Source organism: Pseudoalteromonas sp. SR45-1, assembly GCF_014163655.1.
Classification (GTDB): Bacteria; Pseudomonadota; Gammaproteobacteria; order Enterobacterales; family Alteromonadaceae; genus Pseudoalteromonas; species Pseudoalteromonas distincta.
Genome location: NZ_JACJDR010000011.1, coordinates 99,721 through 117,251, shown reverse-complemented (window position 1 = coordinate 117,251; position 17,531 = coordinate 99,721). Strand labels below are relative to the sequence as shown.

Here is a 17,531-nt window from a genome sequence, read left to right as displayed (position 1 = left end):
ATAGTCGTTTATATAAATAGCCAAGCTGTTTTTGCTTGGCTTTTTTGTGCCTATTTAAAAGTTCTGTGCTTAAAATGAGTGGTTATTTCAATCTGTTTAATTGCTTTATTTTCAAACAGCTTTGATTCTATTTTCATCAAATTAACATTAAATGCTACCTAAGGCGTATATTGTATTCAATAGTGTAAGTTTGTGTAAATTTCTCCTTATTAAGATTCATTATCAGCGCATTTTAATTTAGAATGATCGTTCACTCTAAACTAAAAGGTATTTAACATGCAGCGTTCCCGCATCGCTTTATTTGTATTATCAGCCCTCGTCGGTTCTGTTGCTTTAACTGGTTGTGATCAGGCTGCTGAGCAGTCACAAGCTTCAGCTCCTAAAGCTGTCCCAGTGGGTGTAATTACAGTAAAAAGCCAAGCGCTTACTCTCAAAAAAGAACTTCCTGGTCGCATTAGTGCATTTCAAATTGCTGAAATTCGTCCACAAGTAAGTGGTATTGTACAATCTCGTTTATTTGTTGAAGGTAATGAGGTTAAACAAGGCCAAGCACTGTATCAAATAGACCCTGCTACATTTGAAGCAGACTTAGCAGCAAGTGAAGCAAGCGTAGCGCGCGCAGAGGCAAGCATTGCCAGCTCTAAATCAAAAGCATCGCGTTATAAAGAACTTTTAAAAATTAAAGCCGTGAGCCAACAAGATTTTGATGAAGCAGATGCCGCATATAAGCAAGCTAATGCTGAATTATTAACGGCTAAAGCGCAGTTAAAATCAGCACAAATTAACCTTGATTACAGCCATGTGTCTTCCCCTATTAGTGGCCAAATTAGTAAATCAAGCGTAACAGTGGGTGCACTAGTAAGTGCAAATCAAAGTACAGCACTTGCTACAGTGACTCAATTAGACCCAATTTATATTGATTTAACACAATCGAGCAATGAGTTGACGCAACTTAAAAAAGCGATTGCATCTGGCCGTTTAGGTATTGATGCAAACAGCCAAACAGATGTTGAATTAATAATGGAAGATGGCTCGGCGTATTCTCACAAAGGAACGTTGCAGTTCTCAGAAGTGACTGTTGACCCAAGTACCGGCTCTGTAACTTTGCGCGCTAAGTTCCCTAACCCTGAAAAGCTATTATTACCAGGCATGTATGCACGTGCATCTATTGTTGAAGGCGTTAAAGCGGATGCGATTTTAGTACCGCAACGTGGCGTTAGCCGTAATTCAAAAGGCGAACCAACAGCAATGGTTGTCAGTAAAGACAATACAGTAGAAAGCCGCGTATTAAAAGTAGATAGAACTATTGGTTCTGATTGGCTTGTTACTGATGGCCTAAGTGATGGCGATAAGTTAATAGTTGAAGGTTTACAAAAAATCCGCCCTGGTGCACCTGTGAACCCATCTGAAATTCAATCGTCTGCTAAAGCCGATCAAGCTCAATAACGGAGAGTTTTAATGTCACGATTTTTTATCGATAGACCGATATTTGCTTGGGTACTCGCTATTGTAGTGATGCTAGCAGGTATTTTGGCTATACAAAGCTTGCCAATTGCACAGTATCCGTCAATTGCACCGCCAGCAATTAGTATCACGGCAACGTACCCTGGTGCATCTGCACGTACGCTTGAAGATACGGTTACGCAAGTTATAGAGCAAAAAATGAAAGGGCTTGATGGCTTACTTTATATGTCATCAACGTCTGAGTCGAGCGGTTCAGCAACGCTTACTCTTTCGTTTAGCGCCGAAACAGACCCTGATATTGCACAAGTTCAAGTGCAAAATAAATTAGCGACAGCAACACCACTTTTACCTGAAGAAGTACAAAGGCAAGGTGTCGTTGTTGCAAAGTCTGCGCGTAACTTTTTGATGGTATTAGGTTTTGTGTCTAAAGATGGCAGTATGACCAACATCGATATTGGTGATTATGTATCATCAAACGTGCAAGATATTGTTTCACGTGTTGAAGGCATAGGTGAAGTGCAATTATTTGGCTCACAATACGCTATGCGAATTTGGTTAGACCCTGCAAAGTTACAAAATTATAAGCTTACACCTGCTGATATTAGTGCATCAATTAGTGCGCAAAATGCACAAGTATCTGCCGGTCAACTTGGCGGTATGCCTGCCGTTGATGGTCAGCAACTTAATGCAACGGTGACAGCGCAAAGTCGTTTACAAACGGTCGAGCAGTTTGAGAATATTTTAGTAAAAACAAATCCTGATGGCTCTTTTGTCCGCCTTGAGGATGTTGCACGTGTAGAGTTGGGTGGCGAAAGCTACCGTGTTGTAGCACGCTACGATGGACAACCTGCTTCGGGTTTAGGTATTAAATTGGCCAGTGGCGCGAATGCACTTGATGCAGCGGCAGGCGTTAAAGCCGCAATTGAAGAGTTAAAACCTTATTTTCCTGAAGGGTTAGATGTAGTTGTACCCTATGACACCACACCATTTGTATCTTTATCAATTGAAAAAGTAGTTCATACGCTTATTGAAGCGGTTATTTTAGTGTTTGTCGTCATGTATTTGTTTTTACAAAACTTCCGAGCAACGCTTATTCCGACCATTGCCGTGCCTGTGGTATTGCTTGGTACGTTTGGTATTTTGTACGCATTTGGTTATTCAATCAATACGTTAACCATGTTCGCGATGGTACTTGCCATAGGCTTACTTGTGGATGATGCGATTGTTGTAGTCGAAAACGTTGAGCGCTTAATGACCGAGGAAAAACTCTCGGCACTTGAAGCTACGCGTAAATCTATGGATGAAATTAAAGGCGCGTTGGTCGGTATTGCCATGGTACTTTCTGCGGTATTTATACCAATGGCATTCTTTAGTGGCTCTACCGGTATAATTTATCGTCAGTTTTCTATAACACTCGTATCGGCGATGGGGTTATCTGTTTTAGTGGCTCTTATTTTAACGCCAGCATTATGTGCAACGCTTTTAAAACCAAGCCATGTACATAACAATAACACGCTATTTGGCCGATTTTTTACAGGCTTTAACCGTGGTTTTGATAAAACAAACTCAGGTGCACAAAGTTTTGTGGGCCGTATGCTTACGCACTCTAAGCGCTATCTGCTTATTTATGGCGTGATTGTGGGCGGCATGGTTTATGTATTCTCAAGCTTACCAACGGCATTTTTGCCTGACGAAGACCAAGGTATTTTGTTTAACCAAGTGTCATTACCGGCAGGCTCCACAACACAACAAACACTTGAGGTTGTTAAAAAAGTAGAGAACCATTTCTTAAATGATCAATCCGAAGCAGTAAACGGTATTTTTACCGTGACTGGTTTTAGTTTTGCAGGTTCTGGCCAAAACTCAGCGATTGCGTTTGTTAACTTTAAGCATTGGGATGAGCGTCAGCGAGATGATTTATCTGTTAAAGCGGTTGCAGGTAAAGCAATGGGCTACTTTTCAACAATAAAAGAAGCCTTTGTTTTTGCCTTTCCGCCACCTGCAATTGTTGAGCTGGGTACGGCCAATGGCTTTACTCTCTTTTTACAAGACCGTGTTGGCCTTGGACATGATGATTTATTAGCGGCAAGAAACCAATTATTAGGTATGGCGAGCCAAAGCCCAATTTTAGCGGGCGTACGTCCAAATGGACAAGAAGACATGCCAGAACTTCAACTTGATGTAGATTTAGCAAAAGCTGAAGCACTTGGTGTTTCACAAGGCGATATAAACAGCACGCTTGCCACTGCTTGGGGGAGTAGTTATGTAAATGACTTTATAGACCGTGGTCGCGTGAAGAAAGTATACCTACAAGGTGATGCGCAATCGCGTATGGTGCCTGAGGATCTAAACAAGTGGTATGTGCGCAATGATAATGGCGACATGGTGCCGTTTTCAGCTTTTGCTAGCTCGTTTTGGACATACGGTTCACCACGCTTAGAGCGTTACAATGGTTTTTCAGCAATGGAAATTCAAGGTAGTGCAGCGCCAGGTTACAGTACAGGCCAAGCAATGGATGAAATGGAGCGCTTAGTTAAACAATTACCAAATGGTATTTCGTCTGAGTGGACCGGTATTTCATTCCAAGAGCGCTCTAGTAGCGGTCAAGCACCTCTACTATATGGCTTATCGCTGTTGTTTGTATTTTTATGTTTAGCCGCGCTTTATGAAAGTTGGTCGGTACCGTTTGCGGTAATGATGATTGTGCCACTGGGTATATTTGGTGCGATTATGGCAGCGCTTGGCGGTGGCTTATCTAACGATATTTACTTGCAGGTAGGCTTGTTGACAACCATTGGTTTGGCATCTAAAAATGCGATACTGATTGTAGAGTTTGCGATTCATAAAATGGAAGAAGGGCTTGGCTTAGTTGATGCGGCTATTGCAGCTGTTCGCCTACGTTTGCGTCCAATACTTATGACTTCGATGGCCTTTATTTGTGGTGTTATACCGCTTGCTATTGCCTCAAGCGCGGGTTCTGGTGCGCAAAATGCGTTAGGTATTTCGATTATTGGCGGCACACTTGCATCATCAATATTAGTTGTTGTTTTTGTACCGTTATTCTTTGTGTTAGTGCGCCGTGTATTTCCTGGCAAAGCTAACGAGACAACGAAGGAGAGCGCAGAATGAGCATTAAAACATTCAGCCTAAGTGCAATTGCTTTATTGGTGCTAAGTGGTTGCCAATTAGCGCCTGAGCAAAAAGACCTTGCTCTACCAGTATCTGATGCTTATGCATCAGATACTGGGAAAACCGCTGCGCAGCAATTAAATTGGCAGCAGTTTTTTAATGACGAAAAACTACAAACGTTAATTAGTCAAAGCCTTGAGCATAACAAAGACATGCAAATTGCAGTGCTTAATGTGCAGCGTGTGCGTGGTTTATATCAAATTGAAGACTCTGCTTTGTATCCATCCCTTGATTTAAATGCATCTGGTACGCGCCAGCGTTTACCGGCTGACTTATCAGGTACTGGCGATGCAGCTATTAGCTCGCAGTACAGTGCAACAGTGGGTATTACCTCTTACGAGTTAGATATTTGGGGCAAAGTACGCAATCAATCAGCGCAAGCACTGCAAAACTTATACTCTACAGAGCTTAGCCAATACAGCACGCAGGTGTCTTTAATTTCAGAGTTGGCAAATGCGTGGCTAAATTATGCAACTGATTTGCAACTGCTAGAGCTTGCAAAAGAAACGCTTACCTCTCAGCAAGAGTCATTATCGCTTACGCAAAAAAGCTTTGATTTAGGTGCGACGTCTTCAATTACCCTTGAGCAGCTTAAAAGCACAGTTGCTACGGCAAAAGTAGACATAGCAACGTACAAACGTTTGTTAAAGCGTGATAAAAGTGCCTTAGATTTATTAGTAGGTAAATCTGTTTCAGCTGATTTACTGCCTAATAAAGACCTGACTAACTTGATCAGTATGCCAGAAGTACCCGTTGGTTTACCGTCTGATCTGCTATCACAGCGCCCTGATATTAAAGCCGCTGAGCATTTAATGCTTGCTGCTAATGCCAATATTGGTATAGCTCGAGCGGCGTTTTATCCAAGCATAAGCTTAACAGCCAACGCGGGGTCTGCTTCAAGTGACTTAAGTGGCTTGTTTGATTCAGGCTCTGGGACATGGAGTTTTGTGCCGACAATTAGCTTACCTATTTTTAATATGGGACGTAACCAAGCAAATCTTGATGTAGCAAAAGCAGATCAAGAAATTGCAGTGGCAACGTATCAGCAAAAAATTCAAAATGCGTTTCGCGAAGTTGCCGATGCACTTGCTGATAGAGAAGGTTACCAAGAGCAATTAAGTGCCCTTGATATGCTTATAAGTAGTCGACAAATCACGTTTGATTTATCAAAAATGCGTTACGAAAAAGGCGCAGATAGCTACTTGCAAGTACTTGATGCTCAGCGTACGTGGTACGGCGCGCAGCAGCAGTTAATTGCGGGTCAGCAAGCGTATCTTGCGAGTCAAATTAACTTGTACAAAGCGCTTGGTGGCGGATGGAATGTAGCCAGTGAAACAACTCAGGAAGAGAAATAATATTTGCGGCTTTTAAAGCCGCATTACATATTTATATGGCGAGACTATTTATAGCTCTTGCTTTACTGAGTTTATGACTTGGTAGTGGAGTTGAACATGAAGCCTAAAGCAAAAAGGCAAACAGATCCCGCGATAGCACTTGCTAGGCGTGAGCAAATTTTAACAGCTGCTGCAGAGTGTTTTCGCCGTAAAGGTTACCACGGTGCAGGTATGGCAGAAATATCTAGAACGGCAGGGATGAGTGCAGGGCATATTTATAATTACTTTGAAAGCAAAGAAGCGATTATAGAAAGCATTATTGAAAAAGACATGGAAGAAATGTTCTCTATCTTTCAAAAGTTTGAAGATCACCCTGGTGATGTTTTGGCGGCTCTTTTAGATGGCTTAAATATTGGCGTGCAAAGACACATGGATACAGGCTCGTGTGTTATTGATTTAGATATGATGGCAGAAGCGGGTCGTAATATTAAAGTTGCTACTCTTTTGCGTGAAACCGATATTCAAGCAAGAGGGCGCATGAGGCAGCTTTTAACAAGCGAGCGAAGTGCGCTCAAAGACATTGATGAGCGTGAACTTGAAAGCCGAATTAATGTTATTTTTTCGATGATGGCAGGGTTATTACTTAGAAAGTTACTTTACCCTGAGCTAACCGAAGAAACGGTACTCATAGCGCTTCGCCCTGCGATGAAAACATTACTGATGCCATTTGATAAAGCGCAGTAACGCTCAAAGTAAATAACTAAAAAGTAAGCTAGCCAATATTTTGGCTAGCTTTTTTATTTATACTATTTAAAAACGCTCGATTGACCACTGAAGTGCAACAATTGCGATAGCAACGGAGCCCATTGGCATTAACCATTTTTTATACCAAGTGTAGTGTCGTACATAAATGAGTATTGGTAAGGCTATCAGTAATATACTAAGTTGACCGATTTCGACGCCTAAATTAAACGCCAATATACTGAGCAGTTGATAGTCGCTCGACAGGCCAAGTTCGCCAAGTACGCTCGCAAATCCCATCCCATGTAGTAAACCAAAAGCAAAAGTAAGCCAACCTAAACGAAGTACCAACGGCCACACATTATTTAATGCTGCAAATAAAACCGATATAGCAATTCCAAGCTCTACCCAGCGACTATTTGGTGATACAAGGTTCATAGCGGTGGCGGTAAGCGTAATAGAGTGCGCAAGCGTAAACGCGGTTACTATCCATGCTGTGTGTTTAATAATGTGTTTTTTAGAGCTAATACCTTGCCATGCTTTATTGCTGCGTTTTAAAACACAGGTAAGTAACAAAGCGATTAAAAATAAAATATGATCAATACCAATCCAAATATGTAAAACACCTTGGTAAACGTATTGATTAAAGGTACTTAAATAACTTGTTTGTTCAAAGCTGAACGTTTGTTGTGCCTCATTGATATTAAATACACGAGATACACCGTTAATATTTACGATGGATTTATGGTTAGCATCAGTTTTGAAAAAAGCGGAATAGGAAAGGGTGATTGCTTCATTGTCATCACAGCTAAACTGCAGCGGAATAACCAAATAAGGTTGGTTAAAATGGTTATCTAGCTGATAGATACCTTCACTTTTTAAAGGGCATATTTGCGCGCTTTGCGTGATATTTAAATTTTCTTTAATGAAGTTATTAATTGAGCTGCGTTTTGCTTTTATTTCTGTCCACGAAATTTGGCCGTTTTTATCTAAATCCAGAGGCACTGCGTGCTCTAAGTCGGCAATATTTATTTGCCAAGTACCCGTGTATAGATTTTTGCTGGTGTCGTTATTGTTTTCGCTATTTAAGGTTATATAACTTGTACTTAGTTGATGGGCAAAGCTGTAAGTTGAAAAAATGCACAGCATTAAAGTGAGTATAAATAGATAAGGCGTTTTCATAGTGTATCTCGTTGCATCGCTTTTGCTTGAATAAGTAATTGCTCATCGGTGCTCATTTTAGCCTGCTGCCAATTAATATGAGCCCAGTAAAGTGCTTTTTCGCGATTTGGTTGTACATCAAGGTAATATTTAGCTAAGTCACTTGCATGAAAAGAATCTTTACGAAGCTCTCGTAGCGTAACTCTTTGCGCCATTGTATTTTGCCATTTTTTATCGCGTTTATTTAGTTTTTTTTCTGCGATTGAAAGCCTTAGTAAAATAGCATCTTCTAAATTACTTTTATCTGGAAGCAGTACGCTTAATGTATTTAATACTTGTTGAGGTTGATTTAGCGCAATTTGAATATCGGCCCATAAAACAATTAGGCTCACAGGGGCTTGAACTAAATCTACACTTTGTAAGTGAGACAATGCTTGTTTGTAGTTATTTAAACGATAGCTCATTTCACTTAAAACATGGTTTGTAGCTAAACTAGTTTGATTATTGTTTATAATTTTAACTAATGTTTGGTAGCTGTCTAAAACGCTTTCATGCTGGCTTTGTACGTCTAGTACACAAGTGCTAGCAGTAATGGTACTTACTTGACCAATCAAGGCAACACAGTGTTGTTTTGCCTTTGTAAATTCACCTTGGGTCATCAATATATTGGCCAGTAACAAATGGCTATTACTGTGCTTTGGCTCGGTAATCAAAACGTTGTTGGCAACGTTAATTGCTTCGTCAAAAAGGTGCTCTTTTTGTAAAACACGAGCATATAAGTAACCAATTTGAGATGAGGGTGTTTGTTTATATAGCTGGGCTAAACGGGTCTTAAGTAGCCCCTGTAAACGCTCTGTTTGGCCTACATATTGGCTGTTAGTGACTAATGTATTTATTTCCTCAACAGACAGAGAAGCACTAAGCGTTGAATTACTGTTAGCAATAACTGCGTCATCTTTTGGAGTATAAGGAGCCGCACTCACCGCGAAAGAGGTTAAGCAAATAGCAATAATAGTGAGGGGTTTAAGTACTGATAAATGCATTATAAATATCCTTTGAAAAAAAGCCATCCATGGCCTGTCAGCTTAATGACTTGGTTAGTTACCGCTTGTAGAAATTAATCCATCAACATCGGTATCAGTGTTTGTAAACACCCGACCATTAACAGTTAACGGCTCTGCATTTGGCGCTTGGTTAAATGCATCGGTTGCAAATTGAGCAAAGTCAACTTGCAGCGCCTCAATCGTAATACTTACTGTTGCAGTAACTTGCGAATTAACGCCATCACTTACACCAAACATAAAGCTATCTGAACCTGTTGCTTCTTTATTAGGTGTATAAGTAAAGTTACCATCACTGTCAACATTAACAGTACCGAGCATTGGCTCACTTGTTAACGAGTAAGTAAGTGAGTCGCCATCATTATCGCTTGCGTTAAGCATATCGGTAATGCTTACTTCAGTTTGTGTTGTTAGCATTGCATCGCTTGCTGTAGGTGCGGTGTTTACAACCGGTGTAGGTTGTTTTTTATCATCATCGCTACTACATGCTCCCAATGTTAATGCACTGAGGAGAACACAAATATGGGTAGTTTTTAAATTACGCATTATTTTACTCCTTATTTAGAGCCAGCAAGTGGTGTTGCAAGGTATGGGAATGTTGAGTCCATCATTGTTGCATCAATAGGTGCGCCGTCTGTAAATGGCACTGTGCCTGTATTAGCATCCTCTGGTGCACAAAGTCCTAAATCAGTGTCTTCACCATTTACAGGAATCGGATGACATAAACGACCCATCACAACACGAAGTGCAATATCAACCACATCATCACCCGGGCGACGACCATTTGGGAAGCCGGCTAAATCATTACCCGCTACACCAAATGCAGATTGATCAGCTTGCGCTGTTGCTGCAATGCCTGTATTTAAACGCAGCATTTCCGAAGGTGTTACAGTTGCTTGCTGATTAACGCCTGCAAAACCCGTTAAAAATGCAGTGATTAAATCAGTACGCGGGAAGTTAGTGGGTGCCAGAGTTTCTAAGTTTGCGTCAAGGGTCGTATTAACAGCATCTTTAAACAAAATGTTTAATAACTCAGGTAGTGCTGGGTGAGATACATAATCTAAAAATTGTGCATCGTCTTTAGGGTGCGCAGTAGAAAATGTGTCTTTGTCTTTAATGCCAATTACAAGCTCATTTACAAGCGGGCTACCTAGGCGTGAAACCTGAGTTAATGCACCACCGTTTACCGCATTATTAGCAAATTTAGCATTGGGGTTTAATACACGTGCTTGAGGTAAGCTTGCTGTTGTCCACGAACCTATTACGCCGTTACCTTCACCGACAATACAGCTTTTAGGTATTTCGATAGCGATTGATGTTACGTTTTTATCTGCAAGGTCGTCATTATCAGCTGATTGCGTTATACCACCTGGAAAACCACCGCCGTCACCAGCACCAGGGGCGCTATCACCTTCGACAGGTACATAGTTTACTAAATCAAATGTTTTACCTAGGTTAACTACAAACGGGTCTTTACGCTGTCCTACAAAAACTTGTGCCATGCTCTCACAGTTAGGAATTGAAACCTGATACACAAATTGGTCAGCATAAGTTTGATAATCGCTCATTGAACCAAATGTTTTATTACCCACATAATCAAGCGGTTTAGAAAATGTGCTGGAGTTTGATGCAGTGTTATTTAATAGCGTTGTTTCGCCAGTACGCTGCGCGCCGCTTATCATGCTTACTGTGTATGATTCGCTAAAATTTGCAGCGCTGTTATCTCCGGCAGATACACCGCCTACATTTTTAAGCGGTACAGACACGGTGCGTTGATTACCTTCAGGTCCAACAGTTAATTGCACACCTTGGTTATCATTAGGAAGCATGCTTTTAAAGTTAAACGCAAATGTAATATCTTCAACAGCATCGCCGTCGTTATCTATATGAATGCTGTAAGTAGCATCTGGGTCCATTGCAAAGTAATTAGGACCGCCGTATGCATCTTGCAGCGGGATGTAATTAGCAATTAATGTGACGTAATCATCACGACCTTGCTCGTAACTATTAAATACATAAAAATCGGTAGAATCTAAAGTCGGGAAACGGCTTATATTTGGCGCTTCTCTGTGGCTAGACGCTTCACTTGGTGCACTTATAAACGTACTGCATACTACTACTGCGAGTATTGATGGAGTTAAAGCTTTCATGACTTTGTCCTTTAGTTTTGATTGAAGTCGTAGTTAATAACGGGTGAGAGTTCAGTATGGATGCAAAAAAGTTAAAATGTTTTTATTTTTTGTTAAAAACTTTAAGGAAAGGTTAGCTGCTTAATGTAAGCAGCTAATAAAAGGCTATAAAAGTAGAGCTACAGGAGTATAAGTTCTGTAGTGTATAACACCTCGGTTGGTGATCCATTTGGTGAACCACCAATAGGTTCTAAACTCACTGCTAGTAATGCAATATCACTTGCGTTAAAACGGTTATCTTTTAATAATATCTTGCTACCTTGCTTGGGCAGTAAACCCAATGAAATAGGTGCATCTTGCCCTTTTAAAATCATCCACAGCTCGTAATCTTTATTGGTTTGGGCAACCAATTGGCTACTGGCTTTAATTGAAAGCCCTTGCTCACTTACATCAATAAACCACAATGATTGCTTGTCTTGATTTTGAACCAAGGCAATTTGTTGTGTTTGAACAACATTAGTAGAAGGTTGAATAATCAAAAAGGCTAAAACAATACATGCAGCTGTTGCAACAAAAGACCATGTACGCCAAATAGAAGGCTTAGTATGTATCACCGTTTTACTTGTTTGTGGCCTGTTTTCAATGCGCTGTAGAATATTTATCCATACATCGTCATGTGGCGTTTGCGGTGTAATAGCACTGGCCAAGTTATTTAGGTTTTGCTCCCACATACTTGTTGCTTCACGTGCTTGGTTTGAACTGAGCAACAGACGTTGAAAACGCTTACGGGCAAGCCCTCTAAGCGTGCCAAGCACATACTGCCCAGCAAGTGCGTCTAATAGTTCGGGTTTATTATAATTCATAATGTTAAACACCTTTGTAGCTGCATGAGCCCACGCCTGATCCAGCTTTTAACCGTACCTAATGGCGTTTCGATATGATCCACTAACTCGCTATGGCTCAGCCCTTTGTAATAAGCTAAGTGAATAGCTTGTTTTTGTTGCGGCTCAAGTTGTTCGATACAATTAACCAGTTTTGTTTCTTCATCGTAAGTAACGTCGATGCTTTCATTCTCATATTCGTCATCGCCTAACGACTGCTCTTTTCGTACTTTGTGATAGCGCAGCGAGTCGAGGCTTCTATACCTTACTATACTTATCATCCAGCTTATAACAGTGCCTTTTGAAGCATTATACTCAGATGCGTTATGCCAAATTTTTATAAAAGCATCTTGTAGTGCTTCCTCAGCATGGGCTCTATTTGTGAGCATGTTTAAACTAATAGCAAAAAGTTTGCCGCTAGTTTGTTGATATAAACTTGAGAAAGCATTTTTGTCTCCTTGTGCTGTTGCGCACAAAAGAGGGAGTAAATCATCATTATCCATAGGGGTCCTGTTTTTCTTATTATCATTGAGTAAACGGTTGAGGGTGTGATTTGGATGCAAAAAAATTTAATTGCCTTTTAGATTAGCTGCTTTATACGTAAGTACAAGCAATAATCGATCAGTGTTTGAAATTTAGACGTGTAAGTATAATTTATTCACATGTTTGTAAAAAATGCACAAAGAGCGGTCTGTAGTAGATTTTAGTTTATTAATTACTATATATATCAATGGCCTATTGTTCGCGTTTGAATTTTAAATGGCATTTATATGGCGTGATATTTGCAAAAGACTACTTAAAGCCGTTTAAATTAAGATTATAAATCGGCATTATTTTCACAAAGGAGAGACTATGTGGGCTGCAATTAGTTATTTACTATTAGCACTACTGCTTATTTTTATTGGTTGGGAAGTGAACTCTGTCTATTTTGCTATTGTTTTTTATTGGACTGCGCTGTCACTTTTATTAGTGAGTACCGCGTATATTTTTAATACAGCAAAAATATTTAGAAAGCGTGAAAATGGGGTGATCCCATTTTATATACGGTGGGCGTTTGTGCCATTTTTATTCGGTGTGCAAATTTATAATGCCTGGTCACGTAAGCGCGATAAAGTGCCGCCCATTCAACAAATAAACGAAAACCTATTTTTAGCTTGCCGATTATTTCCCTCAGATATAGACACATTAAAAGATAACGGGATTACGGCGATTTTAGATGTTACGTGTGAATTCGACGGACTCGAGTGGAGTTCAACACAAGAGAATATTAATTATTTAAACATTCCGGTGCTCGATCATAGTATTCCTACCCATTCTCAGTTAAATCAGGCTATTAATTGGATTCATCACCATATTAAAGAAGACCATCGCGTAGTCGTTCATTGTGCTTTAGGGCGTGGGCGCTCTGTTTTTGTCATGGCGGCTTATTTACTGAGCCAAAACAAAAATGCAGATGTGCATGAAGTACTTGCACAAATAAAAGAAACCCGCGAAACCGCAAATTTAAATAAGCATCAACTTCGCCATTTAGCTAAGCGACATAAAAAAGGCGAATTACTGATTAAAAACAAAGCCGTTTTAATTGCAAACCCTGTATCTGGTACACGATTATGGGAAGAAAAAGAGCACTTAATTGTTGCGCGGCTATCGGATTATTACGATCTGAAAGTACTCACTACTACAAAAGAAGTTAACGGTATTGAGCTGGCTAAACAGGAAATTGCGCAAAATCCGGATATTATTATCGCATGCGGGGGAGATGGTACGGTGGCCGAAGTTGCAAGCGTACTTGTAAATACACAATGTAAACTAGGCATCATCCCTATGGGGACTGCAAACGCCCTTGCGCATGTATTGATGGGTATTACTTCTAAATTTATTCCTGTTGAACAGGCTTGTGACTTAATTATAGATGGTCAAACAAGCATAATAGATACTGCTTATTGTAATAATGAATTAGTACTACTGCTCGCGGGTATTGGTTTTGAGCAATCAATGATAGAAAAAGCAGATAGAGAGTCGAAAAATAAGTCGGGGCAACTTGCCTATTTAAATGGTTTTTTTGAAGCGTTTGGCGAGCAAAAATCGCAGTTACTTAAAGTAAAACTCGATGATAATGAGCCAAAAGAAATATGTACTAATAGTTTTATTGTGGCCAATGCTGCGCCTTTTACAACGTTATTGGCTCAAGGTGGCGGGCAACCTGATCATAGTGACGGGCTACTCGATATAAATTGGTTAACACCAAATAATGAAGATTCAACCACAGTACTAAGTATTGCAGAGCTGATGTTTAGTAGCTTAACGCAAACACATTTAGCTATAAACTCTCATCATACAAATGCCAAAAGAGTAGAGGTTACAGGCGAAGGAGAGCTTAAGTACGTACTAGATGGTGAAGTTAAAACCGCTCAAAAACTAGTTATTACTATTGAGCCGGCTTCATTAAATGTGATTTGCAAAGAGCAATAAATCGCGTTAGTTATAATCAAAAAAGGAGCTAAATTAGCTCCTTTTTTTACATCACTTTTTAATTGATGGCCAAACAAACCCTGTTGTATCAGGCGCTTGAGAAGATGTTTCTCTTGGTGCACTTTTTGGTCTACGAATAGGCTTATTATTTATAGTGTGAATATAAAGTGCTTCCACTTTATCGCGAGCCCAAGGCGTTTTACGCAAAAACTTTAAACTCGATTTAATGCTGGGTTGATCAGTAAAACATTTAATTTTTACTTGCTCGCCAAGTGTTCTCCAGCCAAGTCGTTGTTCTAACTCAACAAGTATTTGTTCTAATGTTACCCCATGTAAAGGGTTTTTAGGTTGATTATTCATAGCCATACTACTTATTTAAACTGCATGCATTGTAGCTTAAATCAGCTTTTAGCGCTAATTCACAGTGATTGTTTTAGGAGCTGTTGGGTAAATAGCATTACCTTGCTTATCTATTTTAAGCCAAATGAGTTGGCTGTTACTGTGTTGGGGTGTTTTAGCACCACACAAAAGTGTAAAAGAGTGAACTTGTATTAATGCCCCTTCGCTATAGCGTTTGTTGTCGTACCAACAGTTAGCTTCTTCATTTACAAACTGGTTTGCATCAATAATTGAATGGGTTTTTAGCGTTGTTGCTTCACTAAGTATTGAATACGATAAGCTGCTAAAACAAAAGCATAGAATTAAAAAGTTACGCATTAGAGGCCTTTAAATAGGGAGGGTTAAAAATAATACATTAAGCTAAAAAACGTGCTAGTGTAAAGTACACAAAGTGATTTTAAGTATAAACTTAGTTATTCACAGAACAATAAAAAGGTGCACACAATGCAATTTAATCAAACAATGATCGAAGAATTCACACTATTAGCAAAGTTTCCTCGCGACAGTAAAATGCAGGGTATTAAATTACATTCAGACGCAGAGCCAAGCTTACTTAGCGCAGCGCAACGTTTATTTGAAAAAGGGATTATAGATAGCCCAGATGGCGGATATTTAACCGATCTGGGCTTAGATTTAATTGAGCACGTTACGGTTATTCATAGCGCGCTACAAAGTTAATCTAAATTAGCTTAATTTGCATCGGGTTGATTTTGCGGTGCAGCGTCATTAAATGCAGCTAATTTATTACAATGCTCGTAAATGGCTGCAATTTTTGGATAAGCGCTCATATCTACGTTAAAACGAATTGCATTAAATACTTGCGGCACTAAACAAATGTCAGCAAGTGTTGGTTGGTTACCAAAGCAGTAGTCATTATTTTCGTTTAGCATCAGTTCTATTTTTTCAAAACCCACTTCTATCCAATGTCGATACCATTTATTTTTAGCCTCGTTATCAACACCTAATTCGTTTGATAAATACTTCAGCACGCGTAAATTATTAACAGGATGAATATCGCAAGCAATGGCAAAGCTTAAGCTTCTTATTTGCGACTTTTGCCACGCAGTCCCTGTAATTAATGGCGATTGCGGATAAGTTTCATCAAGCCACTCAAGTATTGCAAGTGATTGTGCTAAAACACCATCATCGGTTTCAAGTGCAGGTAGTAAGCCTTGCGGATTAGTCGCTAAGTATTCCTTCCCAAGCTGCTCCGATTTTAAAAGGTTAACAATAGCAAGTTCATGATCGATTGCTTTTAAGTTAAGCGCTATACGCACTCTATAAGCCGCTGATGAGCGAAAGTAGCTGTATAATTTCATTATTAATCCTGTGAACCTGTAAATTGTTTTTTAATAGTACGCCAGCAATCGGTGTAATTTGGTTGGCGCTCTTTACCTTCTAATGCATATTTTGTTGGTGAAATTATATAGCGCGACTCAAACATAAAGGCCAATGTGTTTTCATATTTTTGTGGTGTAAGCTCAGCGTTTGAGGCTTTTTCAAATACGTCGGCTTCAGGTCCATGTGGCGACATACAATTGTGTAAACTTGCGCCACCAGGTACAAAACCATGCTCTTTTGCATCATACACACCTTCAATTAAGCCCATAAATTCACTCATAATATTGCGGTGATAATACGGTGGGCGAAATGTATTTTCGGCTACCATCCAACGCGGTGGAAATATCACAAAATCGACATTTGCCATACCCTCAGTAGCAGAAGGAGAGGTCAGTACAGTGAATATAGAAGGATCGGGGTGATCAAAGCTCACTGTATTCATTACATTGAAACGCGATAAGTCGTATTTATAGGGCGCACTATTACCCGTCCATGCAACCACATCAAAAGGAGAGTGCTTAATTTCACAGCTAAATAAATTACCGTTAAATTTAGAAACAAGCTCAAAGTCACCCTCTTTATCTTCAAAGGCCGCTACAGGGTATTGAAAGTCTCTGTCGTTGGCATAACCGTTTGCACCAACAGGTCCTCGCTCTGCAAGCTCTAACGCATGGCCATAATTTTCACAAATATAACCACTGGCTGTATTATCAATTAAGTCAACTGAGAACTTAATTCCTCTGGGAATTACAGCAATTTCACCTGGTTTAATGCTTAACTTACCGCACTCGGTGTGAATTAATAATTCACCATGCTGAGGGACAAACAACATTTCGCCATCAGCATTACAAAAGTAACGCCCTTGCATTGACTGATTAGCGACATATACATGAATGCCAATACCAGATTGCCCATTAGCACTGCCATTAGCAGCCATCGTTACTAACCCATCAATAAAATCAGTAGGCTGTGAAGGCATATCAATAGGATTCCAACGTAGCATTGTTGGTGGTGTTATGGCTTCAGTGATTGGGGCTGTTCTTATTAGGCCGTTATCAATTGCTTGGTAATCACCTTGCACTACAGACGGACGAAGGCGGTAAAACCAAGTGCGACGATTTGAAGCGCGAGGAGCCGTAAATGCAGTCGAACTAAATTGCTCTGTGTATAAATCGTATTTAACTTTTTGTGGGCTAAATTGTCCTATTGGCAGTGCACCGGGTAGCGCTTGTGTTTCAAATTCATTACCAAAACCGGTCATATAACTTAATTGTGTCGCCATTACTGACTCCTGTGAGAGGGGGTTGGTTTAATATTATTTTTATTTCAGTTAAGATACTCTCAAGTGAGACTAATATC

16 protein-coding genes are annotated in these 17,531 nt (G+C 39.9%); 6 read left to right on the top strand and 10 right to left on the bottom strand.

All coding sequences use genetic code 11. The features are described 5' to 3' along the window. The first annotated feature begins 276 nt into the window (after nucleotides 1–276). From H5089_RS12760 to H5089_RS12745, 4 genes are all read left to right on the top strand, one after another. On the top strand, nucleotides 277–1,446 hold the full coding sequence (locus H5089_RS12760) for an efflux RND transporter periplasmic adaptor subunit (RefSeq protein ID WP_182712341.1): 1,170 nt from the start codon (nucleotides 277–279) through the stop codon (nucleotides 1,444–1,446). Between the two features lie 12 nt (nucleotides 1,447–1,458). After that, entirely contained in the window at nucleotides 1,459–4,593 is a 3,135-nt protein-coding gene (locus H5089_RS12755; protein ID WP_182712340.1) for an efflux RND transporter permease subunit, read from the top strand. Further along, nucleotides 4,590–6,008, top strand: coding sequence for an efflux transporter outer membrane subunit (locus H5089_RS12750; protein WP_182712339.1), 1,419 nt, complete (start codon nucleotides 4,590–4,592; stop codon nucleotides 6,006–6,008). The genes H5089_RS12755 and H5089_RS12750 overlap by 4 nt, the downstream gene beginning before the upstream one ends. A gap of 96 nt (nucleotides 6,009–6,104) precedes the next feature. Then, nucleotides 6,105–6,731 (top strand): TetR/AcrR family transcriptional regulator, encoded by a 627-nt coding sequence (locus tag H5089_RS12745; protein WP_182712338.1) that lies wholly within the window; start codon nucleotides 6,105–6,107, stop codon nucleotides 6,729–6,731. A 66-nt stretch (nucleotides 6,732–6,797) separates the two neighbouring features. Here H5089_RS12745 and H5089_RS12740 read toward each other — a convergent pair whose 3' ends face one another. From H5089_RS12740 to H5089_RS12715, 6 genes are all read right to left on the bottom strand, one after another. Next, nucleotides 6,798–7,910 carry a HupE/UreJ family protein gene (locus H5089_RS12740; protein WP_154902906.1) on the bottom strand — a complete coding sequence of 371 codons (1,113 nt, stop codon included), beginning with the start codon at nucleotides 7,908–7,910 and terminating at the stop codon, nucleotides 6,798–6,800. Beyond that, nucleotides 7,907–8,932, bottom strand: coding sequence for a hypothetical protein (locus H5089_RS12735; protein WP_182712337.1), 1,026 nt, complete (start codon nucleotides 8,930–8,932; stop codon nucleotides 7,907–7,909). The genes H5089_RS12740 and H5089_RS12735 overlap by 4 nt, the downstream gene beginning before the upstream one ends. Before the next feature lie 54 nt (nucleotides 8,933–8,986). Beyond that, nucleotides 8,987–9,496, bottom strand: coding sequence for an Ig-like domain-containing protein (locus tag H5089_RS12730; protein ID WP_024600513.1), 510 nt, complete (start codon nucleotides 9,494–9,496; stop codon nucleotides 8,987–8,989). 11 nt (nucleotides 9,497–9,507) lie between these two features. Beyond that, the gene (locus tag H5089_RS12725) at nucleotides 9,508–11,100 is read right to left on the bottom strand and encodes a DUF4331 domain-containing protein (RefSeq protein ID WP_182712336.1); all 1,593 of its coding nucleotides are present in this window, start codon (nucleotides 11,098–11,100) and stop codon (nucleotides 9,508–9,510) included. Nucleotides 11,101–11,258: 158 nt separating this feature from the next. Continuing rightward, nucleotides 11,259–11,942, bottom strand: coding sequence for an anti-sigma factor domain-containing protein (locus H5089_RS12720; protein ID WP_154902903.1), 684 nt, complete (start codon nucleotides 11,940–11,942; stop codon nucleotides 11,259–11,261). Then, nucleotides 11,939–12,463: a sigma-70 family RNA polymerase sigma factor gene (locus tag H5089_RS12715; RefSeq protein WP_154902902.1), complete on the bottom strand. Its 525-nt coding sequence runs from the start codon at nucleotides 12,461–12,463 to the stop codon at nucleotides 11,939–11,941. Before H5089_RS12715 ends, H5089_RS12720 begins: the two co-directional genes overlap by 4 nt. A gap of 349 nt (nucleotides 12,464–12,812) precedes the next feature. Here H5089_RS12715 and H5089_RS12710 point away from each other — a divergent pair, with 349 nt between their 5' ends. After that, a complete protein-coding gene (locus H5089_RS12710) occupies nucleotides 12,813–14,432 on the top strand; it encodes a diacylglycerol kinase family protein (protein ID WP_024591821.1) in 1,620 nt (539 codons plus the stop codon). A 51-nt stretch (nucleotides 14,433–14,483) separates the two neighbouring features. On the opposite strand, the gene H5089_RS12705 is transcribed toward H5089_RS12710, so the two are convergent. Together H5089_RS12705 and H5089_RS12700 are read right to left on the bottom strand one after the other, a co-directional pair. Then, nucleotides 14,484–14,792, bottom strand: a complete 309-nt coding sequence (locus tag H5089_RS12705; protein ID WP_024591820.1) for a VF530 family DNA-binding protein — start codon at nucleotides 14,790–14,792, stop codon at nucleotides 14,484–14,486. Between the two features lie 54 nt (nucleotides 14,793–14,846). Continuing rightward, nucleotides 14,847–15,149 (bottom strand): DUF1496 domain-containing protein, encoded by a 303-nt coding sequence (locus H5089_RS12700; protein ID WP_002959040.1) that lies wholly within the window; start codon nucleotides 15,147–15,149, stop codon nucleotides 14,847–14,849. A 126-nt stretch (nucleotides 15,150–15,275) separates the two neighbouring features. Here H5089_RS12700 and H5089_RS12695 point away from each other — a divergent pair, with 126 nt between their 5' ends. Beyond that, nucleotides 15,276–15,509, top strand: coding sequence for a TIGR02647 family protein (locus tag H5089_RS12695; protein ID WP_007375551.1), 234 nt, complete (start codon nucleotides 15,276–15,278; stop codon nucleotides 15,507–15,509). A gap of 11 nt (nucleotides 15,510–15,520) precedes the next feature. Here the strand turns inward: H5089_RS12695 and maiA are convergent, their stop codons facing one another. Together maiA and hmgA are read right to left on the bottom strand one after the other, a co-directional pair. Next, nucleotides 15,521–16,150, bottom strand: a complete 630-nt coding sequence (gene maiA / locus H5089_RS12690) for a maleylacetoacetate isomerase (protein ID WP_154902901.1) — start codon at nucleotides 16,148–16,150, stop codon at nucleotides 15,521–15,523. 2 nt (nucleotides 16,151–16,152) lie between these two features. Further along, nucleotides 16,153–17,454, bottom strand: coding sequence for a homogentisate 1,2-dioxygenase (hmgA, locus tag H5089_RS12685; protein ID WP_182712335.1), 1,302 nt, complete (start codon nucleotides 17,452–17,454; stop codon nucleotides 16,153–16,155). Nucleotides 17,455–17,531 lie beyond the last annotated feature (77 nt).

Bases quoted from the DNA above. Each gene is read 5' to 3' on its own strand.
- H5089_RS12755 (WP_182712340.1), top strand. From the start codon at position 1,459: ATGTCACGATTTTTTATCGATAGACCGATATTTGCTTGGGTACTCGCT.
- maiA (WP_154902901.1), bottom strand. From the start codon at position 16,150: ATGAAATTATACAGCTACTTTCGCTCATCAGCGGCTTATAGAGTGCGT.
- H5089_RS12695 (WP_007375551.1), top strand. From the start codon at position 15,276: ATGCAATTTAATCAAACAATGATCGAAGAATTCACACTATTAGCAAAG.
- H5089_RS12720 (WP_154902903.1), bottom strand. From the start codon at position 11,942: ATGAATTATAATAAACCCGAACTATTAGACGCACTTGCTGGGCAGTAT.
- H5089_RS12725 (WP_182712336.1), bottom strand. From the start codon at position 11,100: ATGAAAGCTTTAACTCCATCAATACTCGCAGTAGTAGTATGCAGTACG.
- H5089_RS12745 (WP_182712338.1), top strand. From the start codon at position 6,105: ATGAAGCCTAAAGCAAAAAGGCAAACAGATCCCGCGATAGCACTTGCT.
- hmgA (WP_182712335.1), bottom strand. From the start codon at position 17,454: ATGGCGACACAATTAAGTTATATGACCGGTTTTGGTAATGAATTTGAA.
- H5089_RS12700 (WP_002959040.1), bottom strand. From the start codon at position 15,149: ATGCGTAACTTTTTAATTCTATGCTTTTGTTTTAGCAGCTTATCGTAT.
- H5089_RS12715 (WP_154902902.1), bottom strand. From the start codon at position 12,463: ATGGATAATGATGATTTACTCCCTCTTTTGTGCGCAACAGCACAAGGA.
- H5089_RS12735 (WP_182712337.1), bottom strand. From the start codon at position 8,932: ATGCATTTATCAGTACTTAAACCCCTCACTATTATTGCTATTTGCTTA.
- H5089_RS12730 (WP_024600513.1), bottom strand. From the start codon at position 9,496: ATGCGTAATTTAAAAACTACCCATATTTGTGTTCTCCTCAGTGCATTA.
- H5089_RS12740 (WP_154902906.1), bottom strand. From the start codon at position 7,910: ATGAAAACGCCTTATCTATTTATACTCACTTTAATGCTGTGCATTTTT.
- H5089_RS12750 (WP_182712339.1), top strand. From the start codon at position 4,590: ATGAGCATTAAAACATTCAGCCTAAGTGCAATTGCTTTATTGGTGCTA.
- H5089_RS12710 (WP_024591821.1), top strand. From the start codon at position 12,813: ATGTGGGCTGCAATTAGTTATTTACTATTAGCACTACTGCTTATTTTT.
- H5089_RS12705 (WP_024591820.1), bottom strand. From the start codon at position 14,792: ATGAATAATCAACCTAAAAACCCTTTACATGGGGTAACATTAGAACAA.
- H5089_RS12760 (WP_182712341.1), top strand. From the start codon at position 277: ATGCAGCGTTCCCGCATCGCTTTATTTGTATTATCAGCCCTCGTCGGT.